Genomic DNA, 18,499 nt, shown 5'->3' with positions numbered 1-18,499 from the left:
ACCATGCCGGAACAGACAGTTGGCGGAGCGGGCGGCACGGACGGGGGCGCGGCACCGCCCGCGGTGCGGGTGGAAGGCCTGTGGAAACGGTTCGGCGACCAGGTCGCCGTCGAGGGCATCGATCTGACGCTTCCGGCGGGCAGGTTCATCGGCCTGGTCGGACCGAACGGCGCGGGCAAGACGACCACACTCTCCATGGTCACCGGGCTGCTCCGGCCCGACCAGGGCCGGGTGCTGGTCGGCGGTCACGACGTATGGCGCGACCCGGTCGAGGTGAAGTCCCGCATCGGCGTCCTACCGGAGGGGCTGCGGCTGTTCGAACGCCTGTCGGGCCGCGAACTGCTCGCGTACAACGGCCGGTTGCGCGGCCTGCCGGGCGACGAGGTCGACAAGCGCGCGGCCCAGCTTCTCGACGTCCTCGACCTCGCCGGCTCGCAGCACAAGCTCGTCGTCGACTACTCGACCGGCATGCGCAAGAAGATCGGGCTCGCGGCCGCGCTGCTGCACAACCCCGAAGTGCTCTTCCTGGACGAGCCGTTCGAGGGCGTCGACCCGGTGTCCGCGCAGACGATCCGCGGCGTGCTGGAGCGCTACACCGCGTCCGGCGCGACCGTCGTCTTCTCCAGCCATGTCATGGAACTCGTCGAGTCGCTGTGCGACTGGGTCGCGGTGATGGCCGCGGGCCGCATCCGCGCGCAGGGACCGCTCGCCGACGTGCGGGGCGACGCGCCGACGCTGCAGAGCGCCTTCCTGGAACTCGTGGGCGCGCGGGACCGGGACACCGGGGACTCCCTGGACTGGCTCGGCGGCGGTGCGCGTTGAGCACCGCGTCGCTGACCCGGGTCTTCGTCGGACTGAAGCTGTCGCTGCTGCGCAACGGGCTGCGCCAGTCGTCCGGCCGCAAGGCCGCGTACATCGTCTCGCTCGTGTGCGCGCTGCTGCTCGCGGCCGCGCAGCTCGCGGGCCTGATCCTGCTCCGCGGCGAGGCGCACGCCGCCTCGCTCGTCGTGCTGCTCGCGGGTGTGCTGGCCCTCGGCTGGGCCGTGATGCCGCTGTTCTTCCCCAGCGGCGACGAGACGCTGGACCCGACCCGGCTGGTGATGCTGCCGCTGCGGCCGCGGCCACTGGTGACAGCCCTGCTCGGCGCGTCCGTGGTGGGCATCGGGCCGCTGTTCACGCTGTGCCTGGCGGTCGGTTCGGCGATCGCCGTGGCGCACGGGGCGGGTGCGGTCCTGGTGTCGGTGCTCGCCGTGCCGCTGACGCTGCTCGTGTGCGTGGCGCTGGCCAGGGCGGTCGCCGCGGCCAACATCCGGCTGCTGACCTCGCGCAAGGGCCGCGACCTGGCCGTGCTCAGCGGACTGGTGATCGCGGTGGGCTTCCAGCTCGTGAACTTCGGCGCGCAGCGCATCGGCGAGGCGGGCGGGCTCGCCACGCTGGAGCCGGTGGCCGACGTCGTGCGCTGGGTGCCGCCCGCGTCCGCGCTCGGCGCGGTCGGCTCGGCGGGCGACGGCGCGTACGGGACCGCGCTCGTCCAACTCGCCCTCGCGGCCCTGGCCCTGGCAGCCCTGCTGTGGTGGTGGCAGCGCAGCCTGACGAAGCTGATGACGACCCCCGACGGCTCGACGCTGGCGGCGGCCTCGGAGCCGACCCGCAGGGGGATGTCGACCGGCCTGCACCGGCTGCTGCCCCAGGGCCGTACGGGCACGGTGATGCAGCGCAGCCTGCGATACGTGTGGCGCGACCCCAAGACCAAGGCGGCGTGGGTGACGTCGCTGGCGGTCGGCCTGATCGTGCCGGTCTTCAACGCGCTCCAGGGCACCGGCTCGATCTATCTCGTGTGCTTCGCGGCGAGCATGCTGGGCCTGCTGATGTACAACCAGTTCGGCCAGGACACGTCGGCCTTCTGGACGGTCGCGCTGACGATCTCGTCCGCACGGGACGCGTACGCCGAAATGCGCGCCCGCGCCCTCGCGTTGCTTCTGATCACCGTGCCGTACATGACGCTGGTGGCCGTGGTCACGGTGGGCCTGCTCGGCCGGTGGCAGGACCTGCCGGAGACGCTGGGCCTGTCGTTCGCGCTGCTGGGCGCGATGATGGCGACGGGGGCGGTGGCCTCGGCGCACTTCCCGTACTCGATCCCGCAGGACAGCGCGTACAAGAACGTCGCACCGGGGCAGGGCGGCATCGCCTGGATCTCGATCTTCGGCGGCATGCTCTTCTCGGCGCTCCTGTGCACGCCGCTGCTGGCGCTGACGATCTGGCTGCACGCCTCGGAGTCGGCCGCGCTGTGGCTGCTGCTGCCGGTGGGCACGGCGTACGGAGCGCTGCTCACGTGGGCGGGCCTGCGCCTGTCCGCGCCCCGGACGGCGGACCGGCTGCCCGAGATCCTGACGGCGGTGAGCAAGGGCTGAGGGCCCCGGGGCCGTCACGCGTCACGCGACCGGAAGATCCGCGTCGCAGAAGACGCACACGAAGTGGCCCTCGTGCACCACGTTGAGTTCGGCGCAGGCGCCGCAGTGGCGGAAGACGACCTCGTGCGTGAAGCCGTCGCCGGGCCGGGCGAGGCCTGCCCGGTCGAGGGCGGCGGCGACCGCGGGCCACGAGTCGGGGTCGGGGCAGTAGCCCGTGGACTGGTTGCTGACGTAACCGGCCCGCCAGCGGCCGTCGCCGGTCCGCCGGAAGGCGACTTCCCCGGCCCCGGCGACGGCGGCGCCTCCGGCACAGGCGACGTGCTCGCTGCGCCGGGGCGCCAGCCGCAGGAATCCCTCGCCGTCGACGACGTACGTGAACGGCTCGGCCAGGTCGCGCGGATCCTGCTCCCCGACCCAGGCCGCGAAGTCGCCGGCCGTCCGCACCGCCCGCCCGACCGGGGCGCCCTGGGCGGCGCGCCGGATGTCCGGAGGACCCACGTATCCGTAGCGGCGGGGCCCGTGGGTCGCGATGACGCTCCGGGCACGCAGCCGCGCCACACCGTCACCCGAGAGCCGCACCTTCGCGCTGTGCGGCGGGTCCACGAGGTCGACGCCCCGCCCGTACCGGTCGATCGCCTCCAGGCGCAGCCGTCCCCCGTCGTACACCTGCCCCGGCCGGACCACGCCGCCGACGCACCGCACGACGCACACGGCAGTGCGCGCATCGACCGGCTCCACGGTGTGGATCTGCAACGCGCCGTACTCGTCCGTCATACGCCTCAACTCACCGCTGTGACCACCACGTCGGACCCGCGACCCTCAACGCCCCCGCCAGCGGCTCCCCTTCCGGACACCGTGCGCCAGGGCGCGCCGCACAGGCCGCCGGGCTCCGTGGTGGTCGCGCCCTGGCCGACCGCCTCCGGCGGGGGGCCGTCACGGTGTCAGGACCCCGCCCAGGAAGGGCTCGATCGCCGCGCGCCAGCCGTCCGGGTGGTCGTAGTGGACGAGGTGGCCGGCGTCGGGGACCTCCCCGTACTGCCCGAGAGGGAGCACGCGGACCATCTCCTGGGCCTCCGCGCGGCCCAGTTCGCCGTCGAGTCCGCGCACCACCAGCGTCGGGCAGCGGACCTGGGCCAGCTCCTCCCAGTGCGCGTCGAAGACCCATGTCTCGCGGGACGTGAGCATCTGGCGGCGGGAGAACACCGGGCGCCAGCCGTCCGCCCGCTCGGCCATCGCCTCGGCGAAGAACTCGCCCCGCGCCGGATTCGGACGCTCCAGCCGGGGGTCGTCCTCACCGAACCACTTGCGGACATCCGCCAGCGTCGCGAACGGCACCGGCCAGGAGCGGAACCAGTCCTCCCATTCGCGCTGGGACGCCGCCCCGAGCGCCGACGCCCGCATGTCGCAGATGATGAGCGCGCGCACGAGGTCGGGACGCCTGGCCGCGAGCTGCCAGGCCGTGAGCGCCCCCATGGAGTGACCGATCAAGGTCACCGGGGCCAGCCCCAGTTGCTCGACGGCCGCCTCCGCGTCCGCCACATACGCCTCGCGGGTGAACGGCCCGTCGACCGGCTTCTCGCTGCGGCCGTGGCCGCGCTGGTCGAGGGCGACCGCGCGGTGCCTCTCGGCCAGCCACCGCGCCGTGGGCGCCCAGTGCGAGGCGCGGCCCATCAGCCCGTGCAGCAGTAAGACCCCCGGCGCACTCTCGTGCTCCTCGCGCCCTTTCGGCGGATCCGCGAACTCCCAGGCGGCCAGGCGCACGCCGCCGGCTCCGGTCACATCGATGCGCCGCACCATCTGGCCTGGCACCCCCTTGTCTCCCCCGGATCGAGTGGCTCGTGTCGAGTCGAGTGGCTCGTGCGAGATGACGCCAGACTATCGAACCTGCATTCGAAAACGCGGCTCTGCCGCGCAACACCCCTCGTTCGAGTGACCAGGCCCGGGGATTGGACGGCGCAGCCGAGGGGAGATTCCCTGCGGGAGGCGGGCCGCTCGGGGAAAACGGTCCGACGGGATTGACCCTGGGAGCTCGGGGCTCCGGGTCAGCACCGGGGAGGACAGGTCCCGGCGCCCTCGGGCGTCGGGACTCCTCCATGTCAGGACGTGCGGGACGTGCGAAACGCACGGCAGACGGCGCATCACCCTGGCTCCCCTCCCCGAACCGTGGTCATATGCCTCGGCTTCAGAGTGGCACGCGATCCGCCCGGCCGCTGCCATTCCGGGCGCAAAACGGTTTCAGCACGGCGAAAGTCCAGCAGGGCGCCGGGTGCCGGGCGACCCGCGCCGGCGACACACGTCGGGCGGCCCCGGAGCACAGGACTCCGGGGCCGCCCGACATCGTTCACCGCCCGGTCACCCGGGCGCGGCCTCAGCGCTTCGCCACGAAGACGTGCGAGGCGATCTCCGCCTGCAGCTCCGCCGCCTCCCCGCTGCTGCCCACCAGCACGCCACCCGGCGACTCCGTCACGCTCACCACCGAGCCGGGCTGCACGCCCGCCCTGCGCAGCGTGTACATCAGCTGCGCGTCGGTCTGGATCGGCTCGCCGATCCTCCGCACGACCACCGTCTTGCCGTCCGTGCCCGGGTCGAGCTCGGCCAGCGAGACCATGCTGTCGTCCAGGAACGGGTCCGCCTCCGCCTTCTCGCCCAGCTCCTCCAGGCCCGGGATCGGATTCCCGTACGGCGACTCGGTCGGGTGACGCAGCAGCTCCAGCACGCGGCGCTCCACCGCCTCGCTCATCACGTGCTCCCAGCGGCACGCCTCGGCGTGGACCTGCTCCCACTCCAGGCCGATCACGTCGACCAGCAGGCACTCGGCGAGCCGGTGCTTGCGCATCACGCGCGTCGCCAGCTGCCTGCCCTCGCCGGTCAGCTCCAGGTGCCGGTCGCCCGCCACCGTCACCAGGCCGTCCCGCTCCATGCGGGCCACGGTCTGGCTGACCGTGGGACCGCTCTGGTCGAGCCGCTCCGCGATACGAGCCCGCATGGGCACCACACCTTCCTCTTCGAGCTCGAGGATGGTGCGGAGATACATCTCCGTCGTGTCGATCAGTCCGGACATACGTGCCCCTCGAAGAAATCGTGCGCTGCGGCCCCGGCTCAATTCTTACGCATCCCACCGACAACTGTGCCGCGGCGGGTGAAGCCCGTATTGACAGCGCAATGGTCCAGACCGCAACGTGATCGGCGGCACGGTTGTTCCCGGGCCGTCACGCACTCGTACGGTTCCTACCCACCTCCCACCCTCCGGAAAGGGCTCGGCGATGAGCGAGAGCAAGCTGGCCGGTCAGTTCTTCGACGCCGCGATCGGTCTGCTGCAGCGCGCACGCGACGAGGAGTCGGCGAACATCGCCGCCGCCGGCTCGGCCGTCGCCGACGCCGTCGCCGCGGGCGGCCGGCTGTTCACCTTCGGCGCCGGCCACTCCTCCCTCGCCGCCCAGGACGTCGTCTACCGGGCCGGCGGCCTGGCCCTGATGAACCTGCTGGCCGTGCCCGGCACCGTCGGCGTCGACGTCATGCCCGCCACACTCGGCTCCGCCCTGGAGCGCGTCGACGGCCTCGCCGCGGCGGTCCTCGACTCCAGCCCCGCCACGGCAGGCGACGTCCTCGTGATCGTCTCCCTGTCCGGGCGCAACGCCCTGCCCGTCGAAATGGCGATGAACGCCCGCGCCCTCGGACTCACCGTCATCGGCGTGACGTCCGTGGCGTACGCCGAGGAGACCACCTCCCGCCACGCCTCCGGCACCTTCCTCAAAGACCACTGCGACATCGTCCTCGACTCCAAGATCGCGGTCGGTGACGCGGAGCTGACGCACGAAGGCATCGAGGCGCCGTTCGCGCCCGCGTCGACGGTCGTGACCAGCGCACTGATACAGGCCATGACGGCCGCCGCCGTCGAGCACCTGGTCGCCCGCGGCATCGAGCCCCCGCTGCTGCGCTCGGGCAACGTGGACGGCGGACACGAGTGGAACGGCCGGGTGATGACGGAGTACCGCGACCGGATCTTCTTCCGTCACTGAGGGGCCGCGCCGCACAACCGCGTTCGCCCTGCCGACGCCCAGCCCGGGGGCGGCGCCCGCGTACGGCACGCCGCCCCCTGCTCGGCGCGGCCCCGCTAGCGCGGCGGCTCTTCCTGCTCCGTCTGCTCCGACTGCTCCGTCACCCGCGCCAGATCCAGCGAGGCCGCCACCAGGACCGCCACACTCTCCGCGTACACCGCGTCCGGGCGCTCGAACGCGGGACGGCTCGCGGTGCGCAGGAACGTCAGCACGCCCACCGTCCGGCCCCGGCTGCGCAACGACGTGCACAGCGCGTGGGCCGCGTCCCCGGGCCACTGACGGCGCTCCGCCCAGCCGCCCGGCGTCGCCTCCTTCCCCGCGCTCGCCCGCACCGACCCCGTACGCTCGATCGCCTGGAACACCGGATGCCCCGGCTCGTACCGCACCGGAAGCCCGCCGCCCGCGGCCTGCGCCGAAGGACCCGACACGCCCGAAGGCGAGGCCGCCGCCCGCACCAGGCGCTGCCCGTCGTCCTCCGCCAGGTCGAGCAGCGCGTGATCGGCGAATCCGGCCAGCGCGAAGTCCAGCTGCACGGCCGCCGCCTCCAACGGGTCCTCGCACTCCGCGGCCACCCGCCCCGCCCGGTGCAGCTGCCCCGAACGGAACCGCAGCCGGTCCGCTTCCTGCTCCGCCAGCTTCACGTCCGTCACGTCGTGGAACACCCAGCCCACCCCGAGCGGCACCGGCTCCTCAGCGAGCGGCGAGGCCAGCCGCAGGAACCCGCTGCGCCAGCAGCGCCTGCGCTCGCCCTCCGGCGTCGCGACGCTCACCCACAGGTCCACGAGACCGCGCGGCGCGCCCTCCGCCAGCACGTGGTGCAGCGCGCCCTCCAGCTCCTCGACACCCTGGGAGACGAGCTCCCCGAGCGGGCGGCCCAGCACGTTCGCCCGGCCGGCGCCGAGCACCCGCGCGGCCTCGCTGTTGACCACGGCCGGACGCAGATCCACATCGACCATGACGACACCCCAGGACGCGTCGTCGAACAGCGCCTCGCTCAGCGCGATGGACCGCTCCAGATCGATCTGGGCATGGACCTCGCTGAACGCGCAGTACACCCCGGCGGGCTTCCCGTCGGCACCGAGCACCCGCGCGGACTGCGTGCGCACCAGCACCCGGCCCCCGTCCTTGCGCAGCAGCGCGAACTCGTGCACCTGCCGCCCCGGCACGGCCATCGCGGCCATCAGCCGCTCCTGCACCTCGTCCGCGTCGGCCCGGCGGACCGCCCACCCGGCGAACCCGCGCCGCCCCACGGCCTCCTCGGCGGTCCAGCCCAGAATGCGCTCCGCCTCGCGGTTCCAGTGCGTGACGGTCCCTTCGGCGTCGAACGCGCACAACGCCGCGTCCATCCCGTCGAGCAACGCCGCGAGCAGGTCGGCATCGGGCGGCCCCGTGGCCCCGGCCCCGGGCTCCGGCTCCCCGGACCCGAGCGCGTCGGTGATCTCACTCCTGGAAGCACTCATCCCGGCACCCCTTGCAGGACGTGTCCACGTGTACTGACGCACCTAGGCCCATTGAACTTCAACGTGACACAGGACACACACCGTTCCCCGAAATCGCCCCCGACCGGGAATCGGCGGGAAAGCGATGGAGCATCTGTTCCGACACGCCACGCCTGGGACCCCTATCAAGGGTCTCCGCCGCGTGGGCGGTACATGGAGCGACATCACACGGTCGTGCGAACCGGCCACAAGGTCGGCACAACGCCCGCTCATGCGGTGGCTACGGTGACGGTGATTTCGGACTCGTGAGGTCACTCGCTCCCGGCGTGCCCGAGGCCCCTCGGAGCGCGTTCCGAGTGACCAGCCCCAGTCGTCGTGATCGCAAGATCGAGAACGGTGCACGTGATGACTACGTTTCCTGTGGGCGAGCAGACCCACCCGGCTGTGCTTCCTCAGCAGCCTGCACTGGAATCCGTGGGAGCAGACACCCCTGGGAGCAGGGACGAAACGGCTCACGGACTCCCCGCCACCCCGCGGGCACCGGCAGGGAACATGGGCGAGGGGAGACCGCCGGGAGCTGCACCGGATCCCGGCGGCGTCACGCCGAACAGGCAGAGAAGGGGAGCGGTGACGCTCCTGCACAGAACAGGGCGTACAACGGCGGTACCGGCTCGGGGCGGGTGTTCGTCCTCGCCAAGGACGGCACTCCGCTCATGCCCTGTCACCCGGCGCGCGCTCGCCGACTACTGACGAGGTCACGCGCCGTCGTCGCGCGCCACGCCCCGTTCACCATCCGGCTCAAGGACCGCACGCGCGCCGCGTCCGACGTCGCCGGCGTGCAGTTGCGCATCGATCCCGGATCGAAGGGCACTGGCATGGCGATCACCGACACGAAGCAGGAGAGCGCGCCGGACGGACGCACCGTCACAGCTGGCCTTGTCTCTCTCGAGATCCGGCACCGGGGCGAACAGATCCGCAAGGCGATGACCCAGCGCGCGGGATACCGGCGCAGGCGTCGCTCCGCGAACTGCCGCTATCGAGCGCCCCGGTACAGGAACCGGGTCCGCAGGAAGGGCTGGCTGGCTCCCTCGCTCAGGCATCACGTCGGCTCCACGGCCTCGGTGGCGGACCGCCTGTGCCGGTACGCCCCCGTCACCGAGATCCACATCGAGGCCGCCGCCTTCGACACCCATGCGATGAGCGAGGGCAGAAGCCTCAATGCGGTCGAGTACCGCAAGGGCACGCTCGCGGGAACCGAAGTCCGTGAGTACCTGCTGGCCGCCTGGGGGCGGGCCTGTGCCTACTGCGATGCGACGGGGGTCCCGCTCGACATCGACCACATCCGATCCCGCAGTCGCGGGTCGGACCGGCTGTCGAACCTGACACTCGCCTGCGTCCCCTGCAATCAGGCCAAAGGCGCCTCGCTCGTGGAGAACTTCCTTGCCGGTGCCCCCGAGCGCCTGACAAGGATTCGCCGGCAGGCGCGGACCCCTCTGCGGGACGCGGCGGCGATGAACGCCACCCGAAGGGAGCTGATCAGTGCCCTCGGGCGCCTGGGACCACCGGTGCACCTCTGGACCGGAGCCCGTACGAAGTGGAATCGCGAGGCCATGGGGCTGATCAAGTCGCATACCGCCGACGCGCTCTCGGTCGGACATCTGGACCATGAGCACGGGGCCGCTGTCGTCCGGGTGTGCGAGCAGGTCCACATCGTCAAGGCAGTGGGCCGTGGGGCGTACGCCGGCACGACGCCGGACCGGTTCGGCTTCCCCCGCCTGAGGCGACCACGTGGCAAGCGGCATTACGGCTTCGCGACGGGCGACCTCGTCCGTGCGATCGTCCCGACGGGCCGTCGGCGGGGGATCTGGTCCGGCCGCATCGCCGTCCGGTCCACGGGTCACCACAGTCTCAGCACGCCGTCCGGCCGGTTCAACGTGTCGTACCGGAACGTGCAGCTCGTACAACGGGCGGACGGGTACGCGTACACCCTCGGGCAAGAGGCACGGAAATTGGGTTGATCCGGGCTATGGAGCTGCCTAGGTTGGGGGCACGCTCAGAAAGGAGGTGATCCGGAAGTGATTTCTTACCGGACAAGCGAGGTGACTGCGGGCTAACGGCCTGCCGTCGCACTCTGTGCACCTCGGCAGGCCGCCTGCCGAAACCCAAGCAGTCACCCGACCCGTGGGCCGCCGGTAAGTCCGGCCGGCTCCCTCCGTCCGGACGGAGGGACCAAGGCCCACGGGTCGTCTGCGTTTCCGGGCGTCCGCGCAGCGGCTCGGGACGGGCGCAGGACGCCGCGCCCGCGCCGCCGCCGCCGCCGCGGAGCGCCGGGCCTCAGGGCGCGAGGCGTTCCACGCGCCAGGCGCCGTCGGTGCGCACGTAGCGCAGGCGGTCGTGCAGCCGGTTCTCGTGGCCCTGCCAGAACTCGACCTCGTCCGGCACGACCCGGATGCCGCCCCAGTGCGCGGGGGCGGGGACCTGCTCGCCCTCGGGGTAGCGTGCGGCCAGCTCCTCGTAGCGGCGCAGCAGTTCGGCGCGCGAGGAGATCACCGACGACTGGTCGCTCGCCCAGGCGCCGAGCTGCGAGCCGTGCGGGCGGGTGCGGAAGTACGCGGCGGTCTCGTCGCGGCCGATGCGGGACGCGGTGCCGGTGACGATGATCTGGCGCTCGAGCGGGTGCCAGGGGAAGAGCAGCGAGACGTACGGGTTGGAGTCGATCTCCCGGCCCTTGCGGGAGTCGTAGTTCGTGAAGAACACGAAGCCGCGCTCGTCGTACTGCTTGAGCAGCACCGTCCGCGAGGAGGGCCGGGCGTCGGGTGTGGCCGTGGCGAGGATCATGGCGTTGGGCTCGTGCAGCGCCGCCGCCGCGGCCTCGGCGAACCAGCGGGAGAACTGCTCCATGGGCCCGGTGGCCAGTGCCGACTCGTTCAGCGGCGTGGAGCGGTACTGCTCGCGCATGACGGCGGGGTCCGGGACGACGAGCTCGGTCTCGGCCGGGTCCGGCAGGGGGAGGCCGGAGACGGTCACGTCCGGCGCGGCGTGGTCCCGGCCCGGGCGGCGCGGGCCGGCGGCATCGTGGGCGGCGTGGTCGGTCACGGAGACATCCTGCCGCAGGCCCCAGTTTGCCCGGCACGGAGTGCCGCCAATCCTCCCTGGGCGAATCGGGGCAGTGTGCCGGATGTCACGCTTCCCCGCATCGGACGGACCGGCCAAAATCTTGGGTCGGGCCGCTGTGACCTCCCTACAGCAGGGGATATCGTGCCTGCCTCCCGGCGGTTGGATGACCACCGGCCGCACGGGGCATCACCGGGGGGACCGCCCCCGCCGTCCATACGGCACACGCACACCACCCGTGCACACCATGTCGTACACATCTCGAGGAGCCGCCTGATGTCCGACTTCGTACCTGGACTCGAAGGAGTCGTCGCGTTCGAGACGGAGATCGCCGAACCGGACAAGGAGGGCGGCTCGCTCCGCTACCGGGGCGTCGACATCGAAGACCTGGTCGGGCACGTCTCCTTCGGCAATGTGTGGGGTCTGCTCGTCGACGGCGCCTTCAACCCCGGTCTGCCGCCCGCCGAGCCGTTCCCGATCCCGGTGCACTCGGGTGACATCCGCGTCGACGTCCAGTCCGCGCTCGCGATGCTCGCTCCGGTGTGGGGTCTCCAACCGCTCCTGGACATCGACGAGGCGCAGGCTCGCGACGACCTGGCCCGCGCGGCCGTGATGGCGCTGTCGTACGTCGCCCAGTCGGCGCGTGGCCAGGGCCTGCCGATGGTGCCGCAGCGGGAGATCGACAAGGCCGAGTCGGTCGTCGAGCGCTTCATGATCCGCTGGCGCGGCGAGCCGGACCCCAAGCACGTCAAGGCGGTCGACGCGTACTGGACCTCCGCCGCCGAGCACGGCATGAACGCCTCGACGTTCACCGCGCGCGTCATCGCCTCCACCGGCGCCGACGTGGCGGCGGCCCTGTCCGGTGCCGTGGGCGCGATGTCGGGACCGCTGCACGGCGGCGCACCCTCGCGCGTGCTCGGCATGATCGAGGAGATCGAGCGCACCGGCGACGCGAGCGCGTACGTCCGGCAGGCCCTCGACAAGGGCGAGCGTCTGATGGGCTTCGGTCACCGTGTCTACCGGGCCGAGGACCCGCGGGCGCGCGTGCTGCGCCGTACGGCGAAGGAGCTGGGCGCGCCGCGCTTCGAGGTGGCGGAGGCGCTGGAGAAGGCGGCGCTGGAGGAGCTGCACAACCGCCGTCCGGACCGGGTGCTGGCGACGAACGTCGAGTTCTGGGCGGCGATCATGCTGGACTTCGCCGAGGTCCCGGCGCACATGTTCACGTCCATGTTCACCTGTGCCCGTACGGCGGGCTGGTCGGCGCACATCCTGGAGCAGAAGCGCACGGGCCGCCTGGTGCGCCCGTCGGCGCGCTACGTGGGCCCGGGCGCGCGCAGCCCGCGCGAGATCGCGGGCTGGGAGGACATCGCCGGCTGACGCGCGCATACGCGTACGGCGCCGCCCACCAGGGGCGGCGCCGTACGCGTACGTACGTCAGACGCCGATGAGCCGGACCCGGCCCCGCACAGGGGATACGTTCAGCCCAGCCCCTCCTCCACCAGCGCCGCCCACTGCGCCACCACCCGCTCGCGCCGGGCCGCGTCGTCGGTGAGGAGGTTGGCGAGGCCGAGGCCGCGGGCCATGTCGAGCAGGCCCTGGACCGTCTCGCGCACGCCGGGGCGTGACTCGTCGGCGTCCAGCAGGCGGACCGCGATGCGGTGGGTCTCGCGGCCGACCCTCGCCTCCAGCTCGGTCACGCGCGGACGCAGCTGCTCCTCGTTGGAGGCGGCCACCCACAGCTGGAGCGCGGCCCGGAACAGCGGGCCCGTGTACAGGTCGACCAGGGCCGCGACGACCGACGCACGGTCCTGGACGGGCAGGTCCCGCAGGGCCTGCGAGCGTTCCTCGGCGACGTACTCGACCGCGGCCGTGAACAGGTCCTCGCGCGTCGGGAAGTGGTGCTGCGCCGCGCCGCGGGAGACCCCGGCGCGCTCGGCGACCACCGACACGGTCGAGCCGGCCCAGCCGACCTCGGCCAGGCAGGCCACGGCGGCCTCCAGCAGCCGCTGCCGGGTCGCCCGGCTGCGGTCCTGCTTCGGGGCCTTCGCCGCCGGGGGCGGCGTCACAACACCCATGCGGGATCCCGTCGTTCGAGAAAGGCTGTCATCCCCTCGCGCGCCTCGGGCGACGCGAAGAGCGACGCCGAACGCCGGACCAGGTCTTCGGCGTCCCGGTCGAAGGTCTCCAGCACCCTAGCCGTGAGCAGCGCCTTGGACGCGGCCAGCCCCTGCGGGGACGCCCTGCGCAGCCCCTCGACCAGCGGCGCCAGTGCCTCGTCCACATCGGCGGCGGCGAGCGTGAGCAGTCCGGTCCGGGCGGCCTCGGCGGCGTCGAACCGTTCCCCGGTGAGGTAGTAGCGCTCGGCGGCGCGGGGGTCCATCCGGGGCAGCAGCGGCAGCGAGATCATCGCGGGCGCCACCCCGATCCGCACCTCGGTGAACGCGAAGTCCGACGTGTCCGTCGCGGCGGCGATGTCGCACGCCCCGACCAGACCGAGCCCGCCGGCCCGTGCGTGGCCCGCGATCCGCGCCACGACCGGTTTGGGCAGCGTCACGATCTGCCGCAGCAGGGCGACGAACGCGTACGGGCTCGGCGGCGCCTTCAGGTCGGCGCCGGCGCTGAACGTGGTGCCGGTGTGCGTGAGCACCACGGCCCGTACGGTCTCGTCCTCGCCGCACCGGGCGAGCGCCTCGGCCAGCTCGCCGACGAGCCGCGCGGACAGCGCGTTGCGGCTGTCCGGGCCGTCGAGCGTCAGGGTGGTGATGCCGCGGTCGCGGTCGGTGCGGATCGTCATGGGGGTCTACTCCTTGGAACGGTTCTCGCGGTCCCTGAGCTCTCGCCGGAGGATCTTCCCCGACGCGGCGCGCGGGATGCCGGCGGTGAACTCGACGCGGCGCACTTTCTTGTACGGCGCGACGCGCTCGGCGACGAACGCGAGGACATCGGCCTCGGTCAGTTCCTCGGCGTCCGGCTGCCGTACGACGTACGCCTTCGGGACCTCGTTGCCGTCCTCGTCCGGTACGCCGATCACCGCGGCGTCGGCGACGGACGCGTGGGTGAGCAGCAGCGCCTCCAGCTCGGCGGGGGCGACCTGGAAGCCGTTGTACTTGATCAGTTCCTTGACGCGGTCGACGACGAAGAGCCAGCCGTCCTCGTCGACGCGCCCGATGTCGCCGGTGTGCACCCAGCCGTCGGCGTCGATCATGGCGGCGGTGGCGTCGGGCCGGCCGAGGTAGCCCTTCATCACCTGGGGTCCGCGGATGGCGATCTCGCCCTCCTGGCCGGCGCCCGCGTCCTCGCCGGAGCCGTCGAGGGCGAGGACGCGCATCTCGGTGCTCGGCAGGAGCAGCCCCACAGCGCCCGGCGGAGGGTTCTGCGCGGCGAGCGGCACGACGTGGGTGCCCGGGGAGAGTTCGGTCATTCCGTAGGCCTGCCGCACCGGCGGCAGGCCGAGGCGGCGCGAGCAGGCCTCGGCGAGCCGGGCGTCCAGCGGGGCGGCCGCGCTGACGATGTACCGCAGGGACGACAGGTCGTACTTCGCGACGGCCGGGTGCTTGGCGAGCGCGAGGACGATCGGCGGGGCGACGTACAGGCCGCTGATGCGGTGTTCCTGGATCGCGGACAGGAACGGGTCGAGCTCGAAGCGGGACAGCACGACGACGGTCGCGCCCTGCCGCAGCGGGGCGTTCATCAGGGCGGTCAGCCCGTAGATGTGGAAAAAGGGCAGAACGGCCAGGATGCGGTCGCCGGGGCCCATCGGGATGAAGGGCTCCAGCTGCGCCAGGTTGGTGGCGATGGACCGGTGCGTGAGCATCACGCCCTTGGGCACGCCGGTCGTGCCCGACGAGTACGGCAGGACCGCGACGTCCTCGGACGGGTCGATCACCACCTGGGGCTCGGGGGCGGTGGAGCCGAGCATGTCGAGGACGCTGGCATGTCCGTCGGCGCGGTCGCAGACGAAGATCTCCTCGATCCCGGCGGCGAGTTCGGCGGCGCGGCGGGCGGCCTCCAGCAGCGGGGAGACGGTGACGATCCAGCGGGCGCGGGAGTCGCGCAGCTGCTTCGCGAACTCCTCCGCCGTGGAGAGCGGATGGACGGTGGTCACCGACGCACCGGCCCGCGTCGCCCCGTAGAACACCGCCGGGTAGGCGACCGTGTTGGGACTGTGCAGGGCCAGTACGTCGCCCTTGACGAGGCCGGCGTCGGCGAGGGCCGCGGCGATTCTGCGGTGGAACAGGTCGAGCTGCCGGTAGGTGACGGTGGCGCCGTTCGCACCGTCGACGAGGGCGACCGTGTCGCCGTACTCGGCGGCGCGGCCCAGCACGGCCTCGTGGATGGGTTCGACGACGGCCGGGACATCTGCGTAGCTGCTGCGGAACACCATGACGGCCCCCTCGGCGGGTGGGTACGGACGGCCAGGATGTCGTCTGTCAGTACGACTTGGGGAGACCCAGGGACTGGTGGGACACGTAGTTCAGGATCATCTCGCGGCTGACCGGGGCGATACGGGCCACCCGGGCCGCGGTCACCAGCTTCGCAAGACCGTACTCGCGGGTGAGCCCGTTGCCGCCGAGGGTGTGCACGGCCTGGTCGACGGCCTTCACGCACGCCTCGCCGGCCGCGTACTTGGCCATGTTCGCGGCCTCTCCCGCGCCGACGTCGTCGCCCGCGTCGTACAGGGCGGCGGCCTTCTGCATCATCAGCCGGGCGAGCTCCAGCTCGATGTGGGCCTGGGCGAGGGGGTGGGCGATGGCCTGGTGGGCGCCGATGGGGTCCTTCCAGACCTGGCGTTCCTTGGCGTAGTCGACGGCCTTGGTGAGGGCGTACCGGCCCATGCCGATGGCGAAGGCGGCGGTCATGATGCGCTCGGGGTTGAGCCCCGCGAACAGCTGGAGCAAGCCGGCGTCCTCCTCGCCCACGAGCGCGTCGGCGGGCAGCCGCACGTCGTCGAGCACGAGCTCGAACTGCTTCTCCTGCGCCTGCAGTTCCATGTCGATGGCCGAGCGGTGGAAGCCCTCGGCGTCGCGGGGGACGATGAACAGGCAGGGCTTCAGCGCCGGTGCGGCCCCCCGAGAAGATGCAGTCTCGGTGCGCCCGACGATCAGGGTGGCGTCCGCGATGTCGACCCCGGAGACGAAGACCTTGCGGCCGGTCAGCGACCAGCCGTCGGCGGTCCGGCGGGCGGTGGTGGTGATGCGGTGCGCGTTTGATCCGGCGTCGGGCTCGGTGATGCCGAACGCCATGCTCAGACTGCCGTCGGCGAGACCGGGCAGCCAGGTGCGCTTCTGCTCCTCGGTGCCGAACCGTGCGATGACGGTGGCGCAGATCGCGGGCGAGACGATCATCATGAGCAGGGGGCAGCCGGCCGCGCCGGACTCCTCGAGCACGATGGACAGTTCGCTGATGCCGCCTCCTCCGCCGCCGTACTCCTCGGGAAGGTTCACGCCGAGGTAGCCCAGCTTGCCGGCCTCGGCCCACAGCGTGGCGCGGTCGTAGGACTGGCCGTGCCGCCTGCCGAGGGCGGCGACGGCGGCGCGCAGATCCCGGTGGTCCTGGCTCTCGATGACGGTCATGACGCGATGTCCTCCTGGGCTTCCGGTACGTCCTGTACGACGGCGAGCAGGGCGCCGACCTCGACCTGGCGGCCGGGGTGGGCGTGGAGTGCGGTGAGCGTGCCGGAGGCGGGCGAGACGATCCTGTGCTCCATCTTCATGGCCTCCAGCCAGACGAGCGGCTGCCCCTGGACGACCCGGGCGCCCTCGTGGACGCCGTCCCCGACGCGCACGACGGTCCCGGGCATGGGAGCGAGGAGCGAGCCGGGCTCGGCCCGGGCGGCGGGGTCGGTGAACCGGGGGTGCGCGGTGAGGGTGTGGGCGCCGGCGGGACTGTCGACGTACACGGTGTCGCCGTGGACGGCGACGTCGTAGGCCCGTACGACCCCGTCGGTCTCCAGCCGCACGCGGGACAAGGTCGCCTCGACGGCGCGTACGCCGGGGGTGCCGGGGAGTTCGTAGCCCCCGTCGCGGGCGGGCCGGTAGCGGACCTCGTGGCCGTTGTAGGTCTTGGCCTGGTCCTGGGAGGCGAGGTTGCGCCAGGCGCCGCCGAACCGGCCCCCGCGCGCGGCGGCGTCCGCGAGCGCGGCCGCGACGGCGGCGTGCGCCTCGCCGGGCCGGGGGGCGGTGAGGTCGCCGAGGTGGCGCTCGTAGAACCCGGTGTCGAGGCGGGCCCCGGCGAAGTCGGGGTGTTCCAGGGACCGCACGAGCAGGTCCCGGTTGGTGACGGGCCCGTGCAGCCGGGCCCGCCGCAGGGCGTGCGCGAGCCTGCGGACGGCCTCGGCGCGGGTGGGCGCCCAGGCGACGACCTTCGCGATCATGGGGTCGTAGTGGACGCCGATGGTGTCTCCGGCCGCGTAGCCGGAGTCGACGCGGACGGCCGGGGGGCCGCCGGGTACGTCGAAGGCGTGCAGCACCCCGGTCTGCGGGGTCCAGCCGGAGGCCGGATCCTCCGCGTACAGGCGGGCCTCCACGGCGTGGCCCGCGGCCTCGGGCGGGGCCGGCGGCAGGGCCGCCCCCTCGGCCACGGCGAGCTGGAGGGCGACCAGGTCGATGCCGAAGACGGCCTCGGTGACCGGGTGTTCGACCTGGAGGCGGGTGTTCATCTCCAGGAAGTGGGCCCGGCCGTCCCGGCCCACCAGGAACTCGACGGTGCCCGCGCCCGTGTAGCCCACGGCCCGCGCCGCCCGCACGGCCTGCCCGTGCAGCGCGTCGACGAGCCCGTCCGGCAGTCCGGGCGCCGGTGACTCCTCGATCACCTTCTGGTGGCGGCGCTGCAGCGAGCAGTCCCGCGTGCCCAGCGCCCACACCGTGCCGTGCGTGTCGGCGAGGATCTGGACCTCCACGTGACGGCCGTCCTCCACGTACGGCTCGACGAACACCTCTCCGTCGCCGAACGCGGACGCCGCCTCCGAGCTCGCCGCCTCCAGTTCGCCCGGCAGCGCGAACAGGGAACGGACGATCCGCATCCCCCGGCCGCCGCCGCCGGCCGCCGCCTTCACGAGGACGGGGAGATCGGCCTCGGTGAGCGTGCCGGCATCCAGGGGCGTGAGGCCCATCAGCTCCTTGGCCCGCGTCTTCGACGCCATCGCCTCGATGGCCTCGGGAGGCGGGCCGATCCAGATCAGGCCGGCGTCCAGCACCGCGCGCGCGAAGTCCGCGTTCTCGGACAGGAATCCGTACCCCGGGTGCACCGCGTCCGCGCCGGCCGCCAGCGCCGCCTTCACGATCAGTTCGCCGCGCAGGTACGTCTCCGCGGGCGCGGCGCCCGGCAGCCGTACCGCCGCGTCCGCCTCGCGCACGTGCAGGGCCGAGGCGTCGGGGTCGGAGTGGACCGCGACCGTCGCGATCCCGAGGTCACGGCAGGTGCGGAAGACGCGGCAGGCGATCTCGCCGCGGTTCGCGACCAGGACAGAAGCAATCAC

General features: G+C 72.8%; 15 protein-coding genes. 5 read left to right on the top strand and 10 right to left on the bottom strand.

Annotated features, from left to right (window positions below):
- The first annotated feature begins 3 nt into the window (after positions 1-3).
- Positions 4-822 (top strand): ABC transporter ATP-binding protein, encoded by an 819-nt coding sequence (locus QFZ82_RS22750; RefSeq protein ID WP_307714903.1) that lies wholly within the window; start codon positions 4-6, stop codon positions 820-822.
- Positions 798-2,411 (top strand): transporter, encoded by a 1,614-nt coding sequence (locus tag QFZ82_RS22745; protein WP_373429436.1) that lies wholly within the window; start codon positions 798-800, stop codon positions 2,409-2,411. The genes QFZ82_RS22750 and QFZ82_RS22745 overlap by 25 nt, the downstream gene beginning before the upstream one ends.
- A 21-nt stretch (positions 2,412-2,432) precedes the next feature.
- On the opposite strand, the gene QFZ82_RS22740 is transcribed toward QFZ82_RS22745, so the two are convergent.
- The 3 genes from QFZ82_RS22740 to QFZ82_RS22730 form a co-directional block, all read right to left on the bottom strand.
- A complete protein-coding gene (locus QFZ82_RS22740) occupies positions 2,433-3,185 on the bottom strand; it encodes a hypothetical protein (RefSeq protein ID WP_307714901.1) in 753 nt (250 codons plus the stop codon).
- A 159-nt stretch (positions 3,186-3,344) separates the two neighbouring features.
- Positions 3,345-4,208 (bottom strand): alpha/beta fold hydrolase, encoded by an 864-nt coding sequence (locus tag QFZ82_RS22735; RefSeq protein WP_307717807.1) that lies wholly within the window; start codon positions 4,206-4,208, stop codon positions 3,345-3,347.
- A 571-nt stretch (positions 4,209-4,779) separates the two neighbouring features.
- Positions 4,780-5,472: a metal-dependent transcriptional regulator gene (locus QFZ82_RS22730; protein ID WP_307714900.1), complete on the bottom strand. Its 693-nt coding sequence runs from the start codon at positions 5,470-5,472 to the stop codon at positions 4,780-4,782.
- A 202-nt stretch (positions 5,473-5,674) separates the two neighbouring features.
- On the opposite strand from QFZ82_RS22730, the gene QFZ82_RS22725 reads away from it, so the two are divergent.
- Positions 5,675-6,430 carry an SIS domain-containing protein gene (locus tag QFZ82_RS22725; RefSeq protein ID WP_307714899.1) on the top strand — a complete coding sequence of 252 codons (756 nt, stop codon included), beginning with the start codon at positions 5,675-5,677 and terminating at the stop codon, positions 6,428-6,430.
- Positions 6,431-6,525: 95 nt separating this feature from the next.
- On the opposite strand, the gene QFZ82_RS22720 is transcribed toward QFZ82_RS22725, so the two are convergent.
- On the bottom strand, positions 6,526-7,929 hold the full coding sequence (locus QFZ82_RS22720; RefSeq protein WP_307714898.1) for a PAS domain-containing protein: 1,404 nt from the start codon (positions 7,927-7,929) through the stop codon (positions 6,526-6,528).
- Positions 7,930-8,588: 659 nt separating this feature from the next.
- Here QFZ82_RS22720 and iscB point away from each other — a divergent pair.
- Complete coding sequence (gene iscB, locus QFZ82_RS22715) at positions 8,589-9,926, top strand: RNA-guided endonuclease IscB (RefSeq protein ID WP_307714897.1); 1,338 nt, start codon at positions 8,589-8,591, stop codon at positions 9,924-9,926.
- Between the two features lie 316 nt (positions 9,927-10,242).
- Here the strand turns inward: iscB and pdxH are convergent, their stop codons facing one another.
- Entirely contained in the window at positions 10,243-10,866 is a 624-nt protein-coding gene (gene pdxH / locus QFZ82_RS22710) for a pyridoxamine 5'-phosphate oxidase (protein WP_307717806.1), read from the bottom strand.
- 432 nt (positions 10,867-11,298) lie between these two features.
- Here pdxH and QFZ82_RS22705 point away from each other — a divergent pair, with 432 nt between their 5' ends.
- Positions 11,299-12,399, top strand: coding sequence for a citrate synthase 2 (locus tag QFZ82_RS22705; RefSeq protein ID WP_307714896.1), 1,101 nt, complete (start codon positions 11,299-11,301; stop codon positions 12,397-12,399).
- A 101-nt stretch (positions 12,400-12,500) separates the two neighbouring features.
- Here the strand turns inward: QFZ82_RS22705 and QFZ82_RS22700 are convergent, their stop codons facing one another.
- Genes QFZ82_RS22700 through QFZ82_RS22680 form a run of 5 tightly spaced genes read right to left on the bottom strand, consistent with a single transcriptional unit; the run spans position 12,501 to position 18,499 of the window.
- Positions 12,501-13,097 carry a TetR/AcrR family transcriptional regulator gene (locus QFZ82_RS22700; protein WP_307714895.1) on the bottom strand — a complete coding sequence of 199 codons (597 nt, stop codon included), beginning with the start codon at positions 13,095-13,097 and terminating at the stop codon, positions 12,501-12,503.
- Positions 13,085-13,816 (bottom strand): enoyl-CoA hydratase family protein, encoded by a 732-nt coding sequence (locus QFZ82_RS22695; protein ID WP_307714894.1) that lies wholly within the window; start codon positions 13,814-13,816, stop codon positions 13,085-13,087. The genes QFZ82_RS22700 and QFZ82_RS22695 overlap by 13 nt, the downstream gene beginning before the upstream one ends.
- A gap of 6 nt (positions 13,817-13,822) precedes the next feature.
- Entirely contained in the window at positions 13,823-15,406 is a 1,584-nt protein-coding gene (locus QFZ82_RS22690) for a 4-coumarate--CoA ligase family protein (RefSeq protein ID WP_307714893.1), read from the bottom strand.
- A 46-nt stretch (positions 15,407-15,452) separates the two neighbouring features.
- Positions 15,453-16,595: an acyl-CoA dehydrogenase family protein gene (locus QFZ82_RS22685; RefSeq protein WP_307714892.1), complete on the bottom strand. Its 1,143-nt coding sequence runs from the start codon at positions 16,593-16,595 to the stop codon at positions 15,453-15,455.
- Positions 16,592-18,499 (bottom strand): biotin carboxylase N-terminal domain-containing protein, encoded by a 1,908-nt coding sequence (locus tag QFZ82_RS22680; RefSeq protein ID WP_307714891.1) that lies wholly within the window; start codon positions 18,497-18,499, stop codon positions 16,592-16,594. Before QFZ82_RS22680 ends, QFZ82_RS22685 begins: the two co-directional genes overlap by 4 nt.

Origin of the sequence: Streptomyces sp. V4I23 (assembly GCF_030817975.1) — a bacterium.
In the GTDB taxonomy this organism is placed as follows: Bacteria; Actinomycetota; Actinomycetes; order Streptomycetales; family Streptomycetaceae; genus Streptomyces.
Note: the sequence above shows the minus strand (reverse complement) of the source record. Positions and strands in the feature narration are given on the sequence as shown.